The 14,266-nt window shown below is 66.6% G+C and carries 13 protein-coding genes; 6 read left to right on the top strand and 7 right to left on the bottom strand.

What is annotated here, in order from left to right; all coding sequences use genetic code 11:
• Window positions 1-14 precede the first annotated feature (14 nt).
• Together ACQI5H_RS08380 and ACQI5H_RS08375 are read right to left on the bottom strand one after the other, a co-directional pair.
• Window positions 15-2,018, bottom strand: coding sequence for a phosphotransferase (locus ACQI5H_RS08380; protein ID WP_427078935.1), 2,004 nt, complete (start codon window positions 2,016-2,018; stop codon window positions 15-17).
• Between the two features lie 18 nt (window positions 2,019-2,036).
• Window positions 2,037-3,548 (bottom strand): carboxylesterase/lipase family protein, encoded by a 1,512-nt coding sequence (locus ACQI5H_RS08375; RefSeq protein WP_427078934.1) that lies wholly within the window; start codon window positions 3,546-3,548, stop codon window positions 2,037-2,039.
• 78 nt (window positions 3,549-3,626) lie between these two features.
• Here ACQI5H_RS08375 and ACQI5H_RS08370 point away from each other — a divergent pair, with 78 nt between their 5' ends.
• A complete protein-coding gene (locus ACQI5H_RS08370) occupies window positions 3,627-4,319 on the top strand; it encodes a hypothetical protein (protein WP_427078933.1) in 693 nt (230 codons plus the stop codon).
• A 17-nt stretch (window positions 4,320-4,336) separates the two neighbouring features.
• Here ACQI5H_RS08370 and ACQI5H_RS08365 read toward each other — a convergent pair whose 3' ends face one another.
• Window positions 4,337-5,290 (bottom strand): SDR family NAD(P)-dependent oxidoreductase, encoded by a 954-nt coding sequence (locus ACQI5H_RS08365; RefSeq protein ID WP_427078932.1) that lies wholly within the window; start codon window positions 5,288-5,290, stop codon window positions 4,337-4,339.
• Entirely contained in the window at window positions 5,287-6,504 is a 1,218-nt protein-coding gene (locus ACQI5H_RS08360; protein ID WP_427078931.1) for a cytochrome P450, read from the bottom strand. Before ACQI5H_RS08360 ends, ACQI5H_RS08365 begins: the two co-directional genes overlap by 4 nt.
• 90 nt (window positions 6,505-6,594) lie before the next feature.
• On the opposite strand from ACQI5H_RS08360, the gene ACQI5H_RS08355 reads away from it, so the two are divergent.
• Window positions 6,595-7,221, top strand: a complete 627-nt coding sequence (locus tag ACQI5H_RS08355; protein WP_427078930.1) for a TetR/AcrR family transcriptional regulator — start codon at window positions 6,595-6,597, stop codon at window positions 7,219-7,221.
• A gap of 5 nt (window positions 7,222-7,226) precedes the next feature.
• Here ACQI5H_RS08355 and ACQI5H_RS08350 read toward each other — a convergent pair whose 3' ends face one another.
• The 3 genes from ACQI5H_RS08350 to ACQI5H_RS08340 form a co-directional block, all read right to left on the bottom strand.
• On the bottom strand, window positions 7,227-8,033 hold the full coding sequence (locus ACQI5H_RS08350) for a mycofactocin-coupled SDR family oxidoreductase (protein WP_427079113.1): 807 nt from the start codon (window positions 8,031-8,033) through the stop codon (window positions 7,227-7,229).
• Window positions 8,034-8,049: 16 nt separating this feature from the next.
• Window positions 8,050-9,132, bottom strand: coding sequence for a dihydrodipicolinate reductase (locus ACQI5H_RS08345; protein ID WP_427078929.1), 1,083 nt, complete (start codon window positions 9,130-9,132; stop codon window positions 8,050-8,052).
• A 69-nt stretch (window positions 9,133-9,201) separates the two neighbouring features.
• Entirely contained in the window at window positions 9,202-9,990 is a 789-nt protein-coding gene (locus ACQI5H_RS08340) for an SDR family NAD(P)-dependent oxidoreductase (RefSeq protein WP_427079112.1), read from the bottom strand.
• Between the two features lie 209 nt (window positions 9,991-10,199).
• Between ACQI5H_RS08340 and ACQI5H_RS08335 the strand changes: the two genes are divergently transcribed.
• The 4 genes from ACQI5H_RS08335 (at window position 10,200) to ACQI5H_RS08320 (ending at window position 14,258) form a co-directional block, all read left to right on the top strand.
• The gene (locus tag ACQI5H_RS08335) at window positions 10,200-10,799 is read left to right on the top strand and encodes a TetR/AcrR family transcriptional regulator (protein ID WP_427078928.1); all 600 of its coding nucleotides are present in this window, start codon (window positions 10,200-10,202) and stop codon (window positions 10,797-10,799) included.
• A gap of 268 nt (window positions 10,800-11,067) precedes the next feature.
• A complete protein-coding gene (locus tag ACQI5H_RS08330) occupies window positions 11,068-11,778 on the top strand; it encodes a hypothetical protein (RefSeq protein WP_427078927.1) in 711 nt (236 codons plus the stop codon).
• Between the two features lie 162 nt (window positions 11,779-11,940).
• Window positions 11,941-13,470 (top strand): nitric oxide reductase activation protein NorD, encoded by a 1,530-nt coding sequence (locus ACQI5H_RS08325; protein WP_427078926.1) that lies wholly within the window; start codon window positions 11,941-11,943, stop codon window positions 13,468-13,470.
• Window positions 13,467-14,258, top strand: coding sequence for a CbbQ/NirQ/NorQ/GpvN family protein (locus tag ACQI5H_RS08320; protein WP_427078925.1), 792 nt, complete (start codon window positions 13,467-13,469; stop codon window positions 14,256-14,258). The genes ACQI5H_RS08325 and ACQI5H_RS08320 overlap by 4 nt, the downstream gene beginning before the upstream one ends.
• The last annotated feature ends 8 nt before the right edge of the window (window positions 14,259-14,266 follow it).

Below are 14,266 nucleotides of genomic sequence, written 5' to 3'. Positions count from 1 at the left end.
ATCCCGAACCGGGGTTATTTCGGATTCCCGAGGTTGCGGTTCCATTCCACCCAACCAACGCCGGTGCGGCCGTCCGGTGTGCTGACGCTGGCCCAGGCGCGCGGGAAGTGGCTCACCCGCCCGTCGTCGGCGGTCAGGAGTACCGGCGCGTGACCGCGCACGTCGAGGTCGGCGGTGATGCCACCCGGATCGAGGGTCAGAGTGGCGTTCAGCGGTAACCCGTTGGCGCCGAACGGTTCCCGCGAGCCAACGGTCTGCACTTCGCTGACCGTGCCGTCGGCGCCCTGAACGTAGCCGATGCTGAAGGCGGGTGCGCCGGGAATCCGGATGTTCACGCCGTGCAGATGCGTGCCGTCGTCGAGATGCAGCGCGCTCCATATCCAATCCATGCTCCACCAGTCGCGCACGCCCCACGAGTGGTCGCGCTGCCCGGGGACGGAGTCGACGTGGTAGCTGGTGTCGTTGACCGTGACGGTGCCCGAGACGGTGCACGGGATCTCGTACCGCGTCGTGAGCCGGTATGTGTACGGGGTGCCGTCGGTGGCCCACACCAAACGCATCGTCATGTCGACGGGAGTTCCCGGCTCCCCGCGCAACAATGCCGCCGGGTCGTCGTACGCCTCAGCCCGTCCCCGGACATCGACGCTGTAGGTTTGCAGCGGCGCGGGCGCGGAGTGGCGGACCTCGAAGGCGTCGGCGTTCAGCACCCACGGGTCTGTCGGCAGCGGGATTTGCGTATCGACGGCGACCGTCGGCATCGCGGGCCCGCACAGCAGCGCGTGAACCCACGCCGTCCGCTGGTTGGCTACCAGGCCGATGCGGAACCAACCACCCAATCCCTGTGCCGCATCGGCGAAGTCGGCATACCAGCTCTCGCTCCACAGCGGCTCGTCGGTCGGCGGGTGCGCGAGCTCATCCTCCTCCGAGGGGCGCAGCGGCTCCAGCGCCACCGGCCCGGGCAGCGTCGCCAACGCGTCGGTGTCGAGCACATGGTCACAGTGCCGTTCCAGCATCGTCATGAACATCCGGTCGCCACGTTCGGTGCGTTCCACCAACATCGACGAGACGATGGCCATCATGACGCCGAAAAAGCTTTGCCGGCGCACACCTTCGGCGACGTCGTCGACGGTGAGGGGCGCCGCCGGTCCCAGCGCCAGGTGGTAGGCGCGCAGCAACGCGTCGTAGCCGGCGCGACGATCGCCCGTCGACAGCGCACAACCGAGGAAGTACGCCAGGTCGGTCAGTGCCGGACCCCAGGACACGGTCTGCCAATCCACGACCGTCAGCGGGCGGTCGGCGTCGGGGGTACCGAACAGCATGTTGTCCAGTCGATAGTCACCGTGCACCAGACCCTGAACCCGGCCCGGTTCGGATTCCTGGGCCAGGTACCCGTCGAAGGCGGCGATCAGGTGTTCGCACACCGCGCGGTGCTCCGCGGCGATCCGCTCGCCGTAACGCTCGATGAATCCGGCGTAGAGCTGGGTGATCATCGCCTGGTTGAGCGGCGCGTCCCGATTGAGCCAGGGCGCTTCGGCCAGCGACGTATCGCCGAGCAGCGGGCCGTGCAGCCGCCCCAGTTCGGCGACCGCCAGGGTGGCCTGTTCGGTTGTGGCGCCGGCGATTTCGTCACCGACGACCGCGGGCCCGGCATCGCCAAGAAGCAGGTCGAACGCTCCGGTCGCGGTGTCGATCGCGGCGTGGTAGCACGGCGCGATCGGCCCGCCGAGCCGCGGCGCGATGTCGCCGTAGAACCGGACTTCGCGCTCGTAGAGGCCCAGCGCCAGGCCGGTCTGCCGGCTCACCGGATCCGTCGCCGCGACCTTCAGCACGACCGAGCCCGGTCCGGTCGAGTCGGCGTCGGCGTAGTCGAGCCGGACGCGGTAGCACTCGCTCATCTGACCGGTACCGATGCGCTCGACGGCGAAATCGGCGACGCTCCCGGCGCCGACAGCCGCGGCCAGCCAGGAGGCACTGAGGTCGGTGGGGCGTTCGATGACTCGTTCGGTATCGGCGTGCATGGGGGTCAGCGTGCCAGGTCACTGCGCCAAAGAGAAGCCGTCCCATGCCATCCGGCGCTGCGGGTGCGGGTCGAACTCGATGCGGCTCTTGCGGTCGAAGACCATGACGGCACGGTCCTCGGAGGTGTAGGCGGGCCAGTCGTCGCCGGGGACCCCGGTGCGGCTGAAGCTGTGCCAACGACGCTGCACCTGGTTGCTGACTCGCAGCGCGGCGCGCTGATCGGCCGCGGCGGTCAGCAACGCGCCGAACCTGGTGCGATAGAAGTCGAAGACGGCCAGCAATTCGGTGGCGTGGGTGGCTCCCAAGCCCGACCATCGCAAGGTCCGGGGGGCGTAGTCGTATCGGTACAGATAGGTGGGCGCGTGGCCGCCGTGGGCCTCGGCGATCTGCCAGGCCGCCGAGCTGAACGCGAAGTCGCCGCCGAGCTGCACGCATGCCGAGGGCGACGGGTAGTCCGGGTAGGCGGCGGTAATGCGTTCGCGGGCAGCCGGTTCGGTGTCGGCCAATAGCTCTTCGATCATCGATTCGTTCGTCGGCAGCATCCGAAGGAAGCGGGTGAACAACCGACCCTCTTCGGCATTGGTCCCGACAATCAGCGGGACTCGGTGGGCCCGGCCGGTGCGCATCGCCTCGACCGGATCGATGGGCAGGCAGTCGTCGCCGATGACCGGACCAATTGGGAAGGCTCCCAGCCGTTTTTGCATGCCCTGGTCGATCAGGCGGTCCTGTGTGTCGACCAATTGGGCCGCGGAGGCCTGCATCAGCGCGTTGGCGGCGTCCTGGGTACGGGTCCCGAGGAGGTTGGCGAACCGGCTGGCGAACTCGTCGGCAATCTCTTTCGACCGCACCAGGCCCGACGCCGGGCTCTCTGAAATCGCCCGGGCGAACAGGCCTTCGGCGGCGGGCACCGCCAACAGCGTGGCGGTGATGCACGCGCCCGCGCTTTCACCGAAGATGGTGACATTGCCCGAGTCGCCGCCGAACGCCGCGATGTTGTCGTGGACCCATTGCAGGGCCAGCACCAGATCGCGCAGATACAGGTTGCTGTCGATGGTGATATCCGGTGTCGACAGCGACGACAGATCCAGACAGCCCAGCGCGCCCAGCCGGTAGTTCACCGAAACGTAGACGCAACCGCGTCGAGCCAGCGCGGCACCGTCGTACAGCGGGGTCGCCGAGCTGCCGAGGATGTACCCGCCGCCATGAATGAAGACCATCACCGGCAGCGGCTCGCCGGATTCGGGGCCGGATTCGGGTGCGACGACGTTGAGGGTGAGGCAGTCCTCGCTCATGGGTTGGTACTTGCCGACGCCCAGCATCGTGTAGCGCCGCTGCTGGGGCGCGCAGTTGGCGAAGCCATGACAATGCCGCACACCCGACCAGGGCTGGGCCGGCTGCGGCGCCCGAAAGCGCAGCCTGCCCACCGGGGGGCGGGCGTACGGGATGGATCGCCAGCGGTGCACGCCGTCGCGGGTGAAGCCTTCAACGATGCCGGCGGCGGTGCGTGCGCGGATGCTGCGCTGATGCATAACCCGACGGTAGCCGACACTACGTACGTAGGGCGGGCGGAGCGCCTAAATCCGGTGCGTGGCGGCTAGCCTGACGGAATGCGGTTCACCGCGCTGATCGCCCTGTCGTTGCTGATCGCTGGCTGCTCCCACGCCGGCAGCAGCCACTCGGGGCAGACGCAGACCCCCAACACCACGGCGGTATCGGGCTTCTCGCCGACGGCCGCCACGCCCTCGTCGAGCAAACCTCCCGCGCCGTCGGCGGCGCCCGCCGCCGGGGCGGCGATGCCGGACGTCATCGCGTGGATCGAGGCCGGTCGTCCCGCCGATCCCGGCCGCTATCACACCGTGACGCGCGACGGGGTCGCCACACCGTTGGGTAACGACATCGCCTTCACCGCCGCGGCCGGCAAAGTCGTGTGCATGACGGACTCCAAGCACACCGGCAACGCGCTGGCCTGTCTGGTCGCCCTTGCCAATCCCCCGCCCCGGCCCGAGACCGCATACGGCGAATGGAAGGGCGGCTGGGTCGACTTCGATGGCACGAAACTGCAGATCGGGTCGGCCCGTGCCGACCCCGGTCCGTTCGTCAACGGCAATGGACCCGAGTTGGCGAACGGGGACTCGCTGTCGTACGACGACAATCGCTGTCGCGCCGACGATACGGGGCTGTTCTGCGTGAACTACGCCCACCAGTCGGCGGTACGGTTCGCCGCCGCCGGTGTCCAGCCCTTCGGTTGCCTGCGCTCGGTGCCGGCGCCCGACGGCGTCGGCGTCGCGTTCAGCTGCTGAGCCGCGCGTCGGGCGCGCTAGGTGATCGTCGCGAAGAGCTGGCTCATTTCGTCGGCCGGACCGGCAGGCACGGTGTAACCGGTCTCGTCGCGGATCTCGCCGAGGTGATCGCGCACATCCTCGATGGACAGTGCTGGACTGTAGAAACCCGTTGTCCTGCCGATGAAGAAGCGTGCGACGTGTCCGGCGCCGACGGTGTAGATCTCCCCGGAAACCGGGCAATCCTGGTGGGCCAGGAAGGCCACCACGGGAGCCACCAGCGCCGGGTCGAGCTTCCGAAGGTACTGGCCCACCAGGTCGTCCAGTACCGCTTGCGCCGACGCGTCATCCTGAAAGTCGGCGCCGTCGACGGAGTGTGCCAACATCCGGGTGTAGGCGATCGGGGCGACGGCGTTCACCTTGATGTCGTGATCGGCTCCCTCGGCGGCCAGGACGCGGGTGAGGCCGATCAGGCCCGTCTTGCCCGCGCCGTAGTTGCTCATGCGTTCGGCCCCAAGGATTCCGGCGGCCGAGCAGGTGTTGACCACCCTGCCGTGCCGTTGCTCGCGCATGACTTTCCAGGCTGGCCTCGTCACGTGAAACGCGCCCCGCAGGTGCACGTCCAGCAGGGGCTCGAGTAGGTCGGCGGTCATGTCTTCGAACGGCGCGTCGCGCACGATCCCGGCGTTGTTGATCACGATGTCCACCCGGCCCCAAGCGCGAATGGCGGTGTCCACGATCGCCTTTCCGCCCTCTGGAGTCGTCACGCTGTGGGTGTCGGGGACGGCCTGGCCGCCGGCTTTGCGGATCTCTTCCGCGACCGCGTCGGCCGCCCCGCCATCCGAACCGTCGCCCGCCACCGAGCCACCTGTGTCGTTGACCACGATGCACGCGCCGCGCGACGCAAGCAGCAGGGCGTACTCCTTGCCCAGTCCGCCGCCGGCGCCGGTGATCACGGCGACCCGGTCGTCGAATTGCAGCGGGTTGGTCACCAAGTGACCGGCAACTCTTTCATGCCGTAGATGTCGGCGTCCTTGAATCTGAGTTCATCCGGGGGCACCGCCAATTTCAACCCTGGGAGCCGCCGTGCCAGCGTCGCGAACGCGACCTGCATTTCGGCGCGCGCGAGATTCGCGCCGATGCATTGGTGCACACCATAGCCAAAACCCAAGTGTCTGCGGGTGTTTCGATCGACATCAAAGGTTTCCGGATTGTCTACGAAGGCGGCATCCCAGTTTCCGGCGGGCAGGTTCATCACCACGTATTCCCCGGCGCGGACCAGCTGCCCACCGATCGTGAGGTCTTCGGTCGCCACGCGATCGACCTGGCTGTGCACGATGGTGAGGTAACGCATCAGCTCCTCGACGATGCTGGCGACGCGGGCGGGGTCGTCGGTTTGACCGAGCCTGGCGTAGACATCGGGATGTTGCAGCAGCGCAACGGTTCCCAGCGAAATCATGTTGGCGGTGGTTTCATGGCCCGCCTGCATCATGATCACGCTGTTCATGGCGGCGGTCGCATAGTCGAGCTGACCGGTGGCCACGTATTCGGTGACGAGCCGGCTGATCAGGTCGTGGCCTGGTTCGCGCGCCTTGCGCCCCACCAACTCCTCGATGTAGGCGTACATCGCCCCGAAGGCCTGCGCCTTCTCCGCGTCGGAGGACTTCTGGTCCAACCCGGTTGTGGTGTGCCGCTGGAAGAGCCCGAGATCTTCGGGTGGCACCCCCAGCAGCAGCGCGATCACCAGGGACGGCACCGGCAGACCAAAGCTGCGCACCAGGTCGGCCGGCGGCCCGTTGCCGATCATCTCGCCGAGATAGTGATCGACTATTTCCTGGATCTGCGGGCGCATCGCTTCGCAACGCCTGAAGGTGAAGTTGCTGGTCATCATGCGCCGCAGCCGCTGGTGCTCGGGATCGTCTGTCCGCGCGAACATCACGGGGATGTTGTTGTCGGCGTCGGTCGGCATGATCGCGTCCGGAATGGTCTTCGCGGACAGGCGCGGATCCACCAGCGCCGCCCTGATGTCCGCGTAGCGGCTCACCACCCAGGCCGGTTGTCCGTGGTACATCGCCCGGCGTAACCCCGGCTCCTCCCGCCAGCTCTCGAATTCGGCGGGCGGCTTGAGCGGGCAGTGCGCCGCCCGCGGGACCGGAAGCACCGGGAGTTCGGTATCGGAGCACGAAGCGGAAGTTGTTGGCGTCACCGGCGCTTCCCATTAAGTGGCAGATAGCTGTCAATTGTATGAGCGTAGAACTCCGGCAATTGGCAGTCAACTGTCAGTTAAGCTGTCTTGGTGACCGCCATCGAGGACCGGCCGCTGCGAGCGGACGCCGCCCGCAACGCCGAGCGCATACTGCGCGCCGCGCGGACCGTATACGGCGAGCTCGGACCGGATGCGCCCATCGAAGCGGTCGCCCGTCGCGCGGGAGTCGGCGAGCGGACGCTCTACCGCAGGTTCCCGGCCAAGGCCGACCTGGTCCGGGCGGCCCTGGATCAGAGCATCGCCGAGGATCTGATGCCGGCGATCGAGCATGCCCGACGCGCGGACGACCCGCTGCGTGGCCTGAACGAATTGATCGAAGCCGCAATAGGACTCGGCGCTCGCGAACGCCACCTGCTGACCGCCGTGCACCGGGCCGGGTCGCTGACCGCCGACATCTCCGACTCGCTGAACCAGACCCTGCACGAACTTGTTCGGCGCGGCCAGGGGGCCGGGCTGGTGCGCGCCGACTTGGTCGCCGACGACCTGCCGCGCCTGATCGCGATGCTCTATTCGGTGCTGCCGACGATGGATCCGCGCAGCGATGGCTGGCGGCGCTACGTTGCGCTGATCCTCGACGCGATATCGATCAGCGAGGCAAAGCCGCTGCCCGCCGCCGCCCCCTGGCGCGTCTCGGAGCCCAGCAGCTGGCACTTGTGAGCGACCTAGTTGATGGTCACCCCGGCGTCGACCTTGAACTGCAGCCCCGTCACGTATCTCGCCTCGTCCGATAGCAGGAACAGCACTGCGTTGCTGACGTCGGCGGGCTCGACGGCCGGGGTGGGCATCGCGTTGACGAAGATGGGGATCAGGTCGGACCGCTGCTCGCCCAGCAGAGGTCCGAACGACGGCGGAACCATGCCGGTGGGGACGCCGGTCGGAAGCACGGTGTTGACACGAACGTTCTGCGCGGCCAGTTCGTTGGCCAACGCGAGTGTCAGGCCCACGACGCCGTACTTCGCCGCCGTGTAGGGCGCCTGCAGCGGAAAGCCCTTGACGGCGCCGGCGGAGCTGACGTTGACCAGGCTGCCTCCCCCTTGTTCGAGCAGGTGCGGTATTGCCGCCGCGCAGGTGTTCCACACCCCGACGAGGTTCACGTCGACGACCGTGCGCCACTGATCGGCAGTGGTCCTGTCCCATGACGCGACGGTGAGCACGCCGGCGTTGGCCACCGCGCCGTCCAGTCCTCCCAGTTCGCGAACCCCGTCGTCGACAGCCGCGCGCAGCCGTTGCTCGTCGCGGACGTCGACGACGTAACTCACACAGCGACAGCCGATTTCGCTGACCATCCGTGCCGTTTGGTCCAGATCCTCCTTGCCGGCCAAGGGGTACTCGATCTGCGGCAGGGACTGGCAGATATCCATCAGGATGAGGTCGGCGCCCTCATCGGCGAGCCGCAGTGCATGGCTGCGCCCCAAGCCGCGGGCCGCCCCGGTGATCAGGATGCGTTTCCCGGCGACGCGGCCCCGCATCGATTCCGCCATGCGCCTAGCGCTCGTTCCACATCACGCCGCGCATTGTCGCGGATAGCGGGATGTCCTCCACGGCGACCAGGCCTTGGGGCGCGCGACATACCCAGTCGATCGCGTTGACCGCCCGGCCCGCCGTTGAAATGCAGCCCGCTTCAGTGGAATCAAGGAACGGATGGGAAACGTGAGTGTTTATCTCCACCCGCGGTTCACCCTCCACGACGACCCGGTGCACACCGGTGTGGCCCTCCGGGGGGAATTCCCAGTCGGGCGCCGCGGCCGCGGTAAGCCTTGTCACGTGCTCGAGGGTGATCACCGGTTGCCCGTCGCGCACGCCCTCGGTCGCGAACCGAACCGCGGCCATCTGGCCGGGCTCGACCGTCATCATCGTGCAGTCGATGCGCTCGGGCGTATACCAAGGTTCGCAGCGCTGGCGCACGTCGTCGAGTTTGATGTCGAGATTGTCCGCCAGGCTGCGTACCTGACCACCCCACATCGACACGATCACCCCGGGCAGGAACATCATCGGCGACTCGTCGTCCGGGGCGCTTCCGAAACCCATTGCGGCACCGGTGAACTCGGCGTCATCGTAGTTTCCGTAGTCGAAGATCTCCTGCACGGTGATCGACGAGACTCGGGTGGTCAGGCTGACCGCGGAGTGCACCAGTGTGTCACCCGAGAAGCCGGGGTCGATGCCGTTGACATACAACGACGAGTTGCCTTCCGCGCAGGCGCGCTCCAGGGGCACCCGCAACCAGTCGTCGGCGTGGTGGGGCGCAACAAGCCACACCATCGACGTACCGACGACGTTGGTTCCCGCCGCAAGGAATTTCGCCATCTGTTCGATGGCCTCCATCGGCCGGGTCTCACCTTGCGATGTGTAAACCACGCAGTCGGCGCCGAGGCCTACCAGGGCATCGACGTCGTCGGTGGCGACGATGCCCGTCGGTCGATCCAGTCCGCATAGCTCCGCCGCATCCCGACCGACCTTCTCGGGGCTGGCGGCATGCACGCCGACCAATTCCAGATCCGGTCTGCCGATGATGGCCCGCAGCGAATGCCGGCCGACGTTGCCGGTGGAGAACTGGATCACTCTGCGCATTGTTGCCCTGGCCCTTCCAACGGTGGTGATGACTGATGGTGCCTCGTTCAGATCCGTTGTCAAGCAGGGTCAGTAGTCCGGTATCGGCAGCGGCGAATTGTTCGACTCGATGCCGCCGTCGACATGGAAGGTCGCGTTGGTCGCGTAACAATCGCGCGTGCACAGATACACCGTGAGGCGCCCGAGGTCCTCGACATCGCCCAGCCGATGCAGCGGCGTGGCGTCTTGCATCTTCTCCAGCGACCCGGGCATCAAGTCCAGGCTGCTCTGCAGACCGTCCGTGGCGAACGAACCGAGCGCGATTGCGTTGACGCGAATCTTCGGCGCGAGTTCCTGCGCCATGGCGCGGGTGAGCGCTTCGAGGCCGCCCTTCGCGACGCAATACGCGGTCAACGCCCGAATCCCGAACCGTGCCGAACCCGACGAGATGTTGACGATGGAACCGTGTCCGGCGCTGAGCATGTGCGGGGCCACGAGCTGACTCATGATGAATGCGGAGGTCACGCACCAGTCGAAGGTGTGCCGGAAGTCTTCGTCCGTGATGTCCAGAAACCGCGCATAGGTCGAGCCACCGACATTGTTGACGAGGATGTCGATGCGCCCGAAGCGCTCCATTGCGGTGTTCACGACACGCTCACCGTCAGAACGGCTTATCGCATCCGCAACGAGCGCCAGCCCCTTGCCGCCAGCCTCCTCGATGTTCGCAATCGACCGAACAATTTCAGACTCGGTGCGGGCGGTGCCCACCACCGTCGCGCCGGCCTCGGCCAAAACCCGTGCGATTCCTGCCCCGACACCACGCCCGGCGCCCGTGACGATCGCGACCTGCCCATCGAGCCGGAACTGCTCCAATGCCATGTTGGGCTCCTTCGGCCGCGACGGGTGCGGCGATAACTCTAGGAAGGTTGCTTGACTAAAGTCAATAAATTTGCGCGCTGCCGGGTTTGTATCGGTAGGTCTGGCTCGACAATGCTCAAGCTTTACAAGCATTTCTGGCGCGCGCGGGTCATAATGGGTTGGTTCCGCTAGGAACTTACGGATGAGTCGGGTCAACTGTGAGGCATGAAATGGCGGTGACGGACAGGCCCTCTGCACGAGAGGCGAAGCGCCTGCAGACGAGGGAGCGCTTGATGGGCGCCGCGATCGCGGAGTTCGCCCGCGGCGGGATGGCCGAGGCCGACGTCGGCGCCATCGTGGCCGCGGCGGGAGTGGCCCACGGGACCTTCTTCTTCCACTTCCCGACCAAGGAGCATGTCCTGCTGGAGCTGGAGCGCCGGGAAGAGGACCGCATCGCCAAGCAGTTCGCGCAATTCCTGAAGTCCAAGCACGACCTCGCGTCCGCGCTGAACGAGGCCGTCCGCGTGGTGGTCGGACTGGAGCGTCGACTGGGCTATCTGCTCTTCAATGACTTTCTTGCGCTGCACTTCTCCCAAACCCGCCCGCCTACCGAAGACGGCAGGGATCACCCGTTGGTCGTTCTGGTCGCCCAGGAAATCGCGAACGCTCAGCAACGTGGCGAGGCGGATCCGCGAGTCATTCCGATGAACAGCGCGGTGTTCTTCCTGCTGGGTCTCTACTCTCTCTTGATCACCACGAACCACTGGCCGACGGGCCACGATCTGCTGGAAGACTACGTCGCGAGGACGTTGCGAAGCTTGCAGCCGTGACCCTCGCCGAGGGGAGACGCTACGAGCGGACCACACCGCGCAACGGCACCAGCCCGAGTTCCTAGTGGGTGGGGAATCCCGGTGGGCGTCGCAGACCGCCGGCACCGCACCAGACTTGACTAACATCAGTAACTAGACCCTCCGAAAAGCACGAAATGCCGGTCATGCTCGGCTGACAACCCCATTGGAGCTAGCTCTTTTGTTGACTAAAGTCAGCCTGTTATAGTGCACGCACCTGCTCAATCGGCATCGACGACGGGGAGGGCTCGTGAACGTGCCGAAGCTGCATCAGCGCGGCTCTGCCCTACCGGGGCTGGGGTTCGACGAGCACGCCGAGCAATCGCAGCTCGCACAGCGCCAGGCCGACAAATGGCTCATCTCCGGCAGCCTCCTGATCGGCACGGCGGCCTTGGGCATCTTCGGGCTGCCGCTGTTTCTCTGGGGTGTCCGGTTGCTGCGCCGGGCGCAAAGGGATGGGCTCTCGGTTCGGCCGATGCTGGTCACCCTGCTCGGCTACCTGGTCATCATCGACGCGGCCATCAACACCGTGGGGTGGGCGCTCGACCTGGTGGCGAACCACACCCTGCTCGCCCGCGTCCTGCTGAACGGCTGGGGCAACATGTTCGATGCCGGCTACTTCTGGCACTACAACGAGTTGTGGATCGGCGGCGCGGCGGGCCCCGGCGAAAAAGCCTGGGAGGTCGGGCTGATCCTGACCGTCTTCACGATGCGCATCGCCGCGGCCATCGGCTTCCTGCAGATGAAGCGCTGGGGCCACCAGTGGATGATCGTCACCTGCTGGATGGGGGTGGCGATCTGGATCGGATATGTCTTCAACATGACGATGTTCGCCGACGTGCGCTTCGCCGGTGTCGTGCTGCCGGTCATCGGGTGGTGGCTCTACGACATCTTCTACATCACCCCCTTCCTCGCCATCCCGTATCTGCACACCGTCAACCGTGAACTCTTCGCCGACTGAGACGCGGCAACCACAGATGAATTCGATGATCAGGAGGTCGGGATCGTGGGCTATCTCTGGGAGATCCTTCGCTACGTCGCCGCTTGGGGCGGCACCGGACTGATCATCTGGTTTTGGTATTGGCTGTTCTCCAACATCGGCACGTTTTGAGCGGCTACCGCGATGGCTGAAGGCTCCGACCTCCATGCGATGGCGCTCGAACGACGTTGCGCCGTGACGGCAGTGGCGTTGAGTGACCGGCGCCGCGACGGCGCCCGGCTCGTCACGGGTGAGCGGCGCCGCTTCGGTTTGAACGCTGGGCTGACCTTCGTCCATGTCCCCTACCCCGCCATAGACGATTGGACGCGCAGGACCCTCACATGCGGTGTGGCGCTGCAATGTTCGCCATCCAAGGAACGCATCACCGAATACCGGCTGAACGAGCTGTCCGCACGCGAACTGCGGGCGCTCACGCTCGTCGAAGCGGGCGTCGCCGTCGGCTGGATAGCCTCGCGGTGGCCCGGCCTGCTACCCGAGCTGCGCCGGGTACTGCCGGAAGTCATCTCCGCCAATGGCGACATGAACGCCGAGGAGATGCTCAACCGCGCGATCGCGCTGGCGGCCACGGATAGGGATTTGACGGTCCATCCGCTGCTGGGCGACTTGCCGCTGGCCTACACCATGCCACGGGGATGGACCGACAAGTTGCGACGCAGTTTCGGCAGGATGCCCTGGACGACAACGCAGCAACGGGTTCCGCGGCCCTATTCGGTGCCCGTGGGCGGCGACGGGGGCGTCCGCAACCCCAACCTGCCGCCGCCGAGCCGGCCGCAAGACAACGATCTCGACCTCACCCCGCAACACCGGCCCGGAATTCCCTACCCCGAATGGAACGCGTGGACGCAGCGATTCCTGCGCGACCACGTCGCCGTCGTCGAGACCGCGGACACCCGCAGCGTCCGCGGGCCGGCACCCGTGACAGTCGACGTCCGCAAGTGGTTCGAAGAGCACACCCACCGCGCGATGACGAACCGCCTCGAAGACGGCTCCGACCTCGATGTCGACCAATACGTCAGCCACTACGTCGATCTCACGACCGGCGAGGCCAAGGAGCCGAGGATATTCCGCGACCTGCTGCCCAGCGGACGCGACGTCACCACGGCATTGCTGCTCGACGGCAGTTCATCGCTCGGAGTGCACGGCGGGCGAATCTTCCGGCTGGAATTGGCCTGTGCCGATGCGCTTTCGCGGGCGATGACGCTGGCGCGCGAGCGTCATGGCGTCTTTGTGTTCACGGGCAACACCCGTCATCGAGTCGAAGTGCGCCGCCTGAAGGACTTCCACGACCGCCGGTTCGTGCCGCCGAGCGGGCTGGGCCTGTCCACCCGCGGATACACCAGACTCGGTGCGCCACTTCGCCATCTGACGAGCCGATTGCTGGCGCAGCCCTCCGAACGGCGCCTGCTGATCGTGATCGGCGACGGTCTGATCTCCGACGAGGGGTACGAGGGCCGCTATGCCTGGGCGGACGCCGCGCACGCCGTCGACGAGGCCAGCGACGCGGGGGTGTCGATGTACTACGTGGGCGTCGGACCGACGAGAGTCGATCCCCTCCCGGAGGTGTTCGGTCCTCGTCGGTCCCAACGGATTCGGCGCATCGAGGAGCTTCCGCGGGTACTGGCTCATGTCCATCGTGAACTGGTCGCCGCATGAACGCCGCCACCGATACCTATTTCGCCAACGGCAACGAGGTCGAGCTGTTCGAGCGGGCATTCCAGCGGCGCCTGCCCGTGATGCTCACCGGTCCGACCGGCTGCGGCAAGACCCGGTTCGTCGAGCACATGGGCCTGCTGTTGGGGCGTCCCGTCGTCACCATCAGCTGCCACGACGATCTCACCAGCTCCGATCTCGTCGGGCGCTTCATGGTGACCGGCGGCGACGTGGTGTGGACCGACGGCCCGCTGACCCGGGCGGTCAAGGCCGGCGCGATCTGTTACCTCGACGAAGTCGTCGAAGCTCGCCACGACTCGTTGGCGATCCTGCATTCGCTCACCGATCACCGGCGCTCGCTGTTCCTCGACCGCGCCGGCGAGGTAGTGGCGGCGCCCGACGGCTTCATGCTGGTGTGCTCCTACAACCCCGCATACCGCAGCTCGCTCAAGGAACTCAAACCGTCGTTCCGCCAGCGGTTCGTCACCCTCGCGATGGGTTATCTGCCGCCCGACCGCGAGGCCGAGGTGATCGTCGCCGAATCCGGAATTCCGATCGCCACGGCGCGGCGACTAGTCGATTGCGCTCTCGCGATCCGCACCGCCGACGAAGCCTTTCACTTCGAGCCTCCGTCGACGCGGGTGTTGGTCACGGCCGCGCAGTTGATCGCCGCCGGCGCAACCGAATTGGATGCGGCCGACGCCTGCATACTCGCGCCGCTGAGCACCGACGGCGGGGTCACCGACGGTCTGCGTGAAGTGGCGGCGGCCACCCTGGCTACCTCGCCCTAGAAAGGAGC

The sequence above is a fragment of the Mycobacterium heidelbergense genome (genome assembly GCF_050205645.1).
In the GTDB taxonomy this organism is placed as follows: domain Bacteria; phylum Actinomycetota; class Actinomycetes; order Mycobacteriales; family Mycobacteriaceae; genus Mycobacterium; species Mycobacterium heidelbergense_A.
The sequence above is the reverse complement of the archived record's forward strand: the minus strand, read 5'-3'. Positions and strand labels throughout refer to the sequence as shown.

Excerpts from the sequence above, each read along its gene's own strand:
- ACQI5H_RS08380 (WP_427078935.1), bottom strand. The coding sequence starts at position 2,018 with ATGCACGCCGATACCGAACGAGTCATCGAACGCCCCACCGACCTCAGT.
- ACQI5H_RS08375 (WP_427078934.1), bottom strand. The coding sequence starts at position 3,548 with ATGCATCAGCGCAGCATCCGCGCACGCACCGCCGCCGGCATCGTTGAA.
- ACQI5H_RS08370 (WP_427078933.1), top strand. The coding sequence starts at position 3,627 with ATGCGGTTCACCGCGCTGATCGCCCTGTCGTTGCTGATCGCTGGCTGC.
- ACQI5H_RS08350 (WP_427079113.1), bottom strand. The coding sequence starts at position 8,033 with ATGCGGGGCCGCGTCGCCGGGAAACGCATCCTGATCACCGGGGCGGCC.
- ACQI5H_RS08345 (WP_427078929.1), bottom strand. The coding sequence starts at position 9,132 with ATGCGCAGAGTGATCCAGTTCTCCACCGGCAACGTCGGCCGGCATTCG.
- ACQI5H_RS08340 (WP_427079112.1), bottom strand. The coding sequence starts at position 9,990 with ATGGCATTGGAGCAGTTCCGGCTCGATGGGCAGGTCGCGATCGTCACG.
- ACQI5H_RS08335 (WP_427078928.1), top strand. The coding sequence starts at position 10,200 with ATGGCGGTGACGGACAGGCCCTCTGCACGAGAGGCGAAGCGCCTGCAG.
- ACQI5H_RS08325 (WP_427078926.1), top strand. The coding sequence starts at position 11,941 with ATGGCTGAAGGCTCCGACCTCCATGCGATGGCGCTCGAACGACGTTGC.
- ACQI5H_RS08320 (WP_427078925.1), top strand. The coding sequence starts at position 13,467 with ATGAACGCCGCCACCGATACCTATTTCGCCAACGGCAACGAGGTCGAG.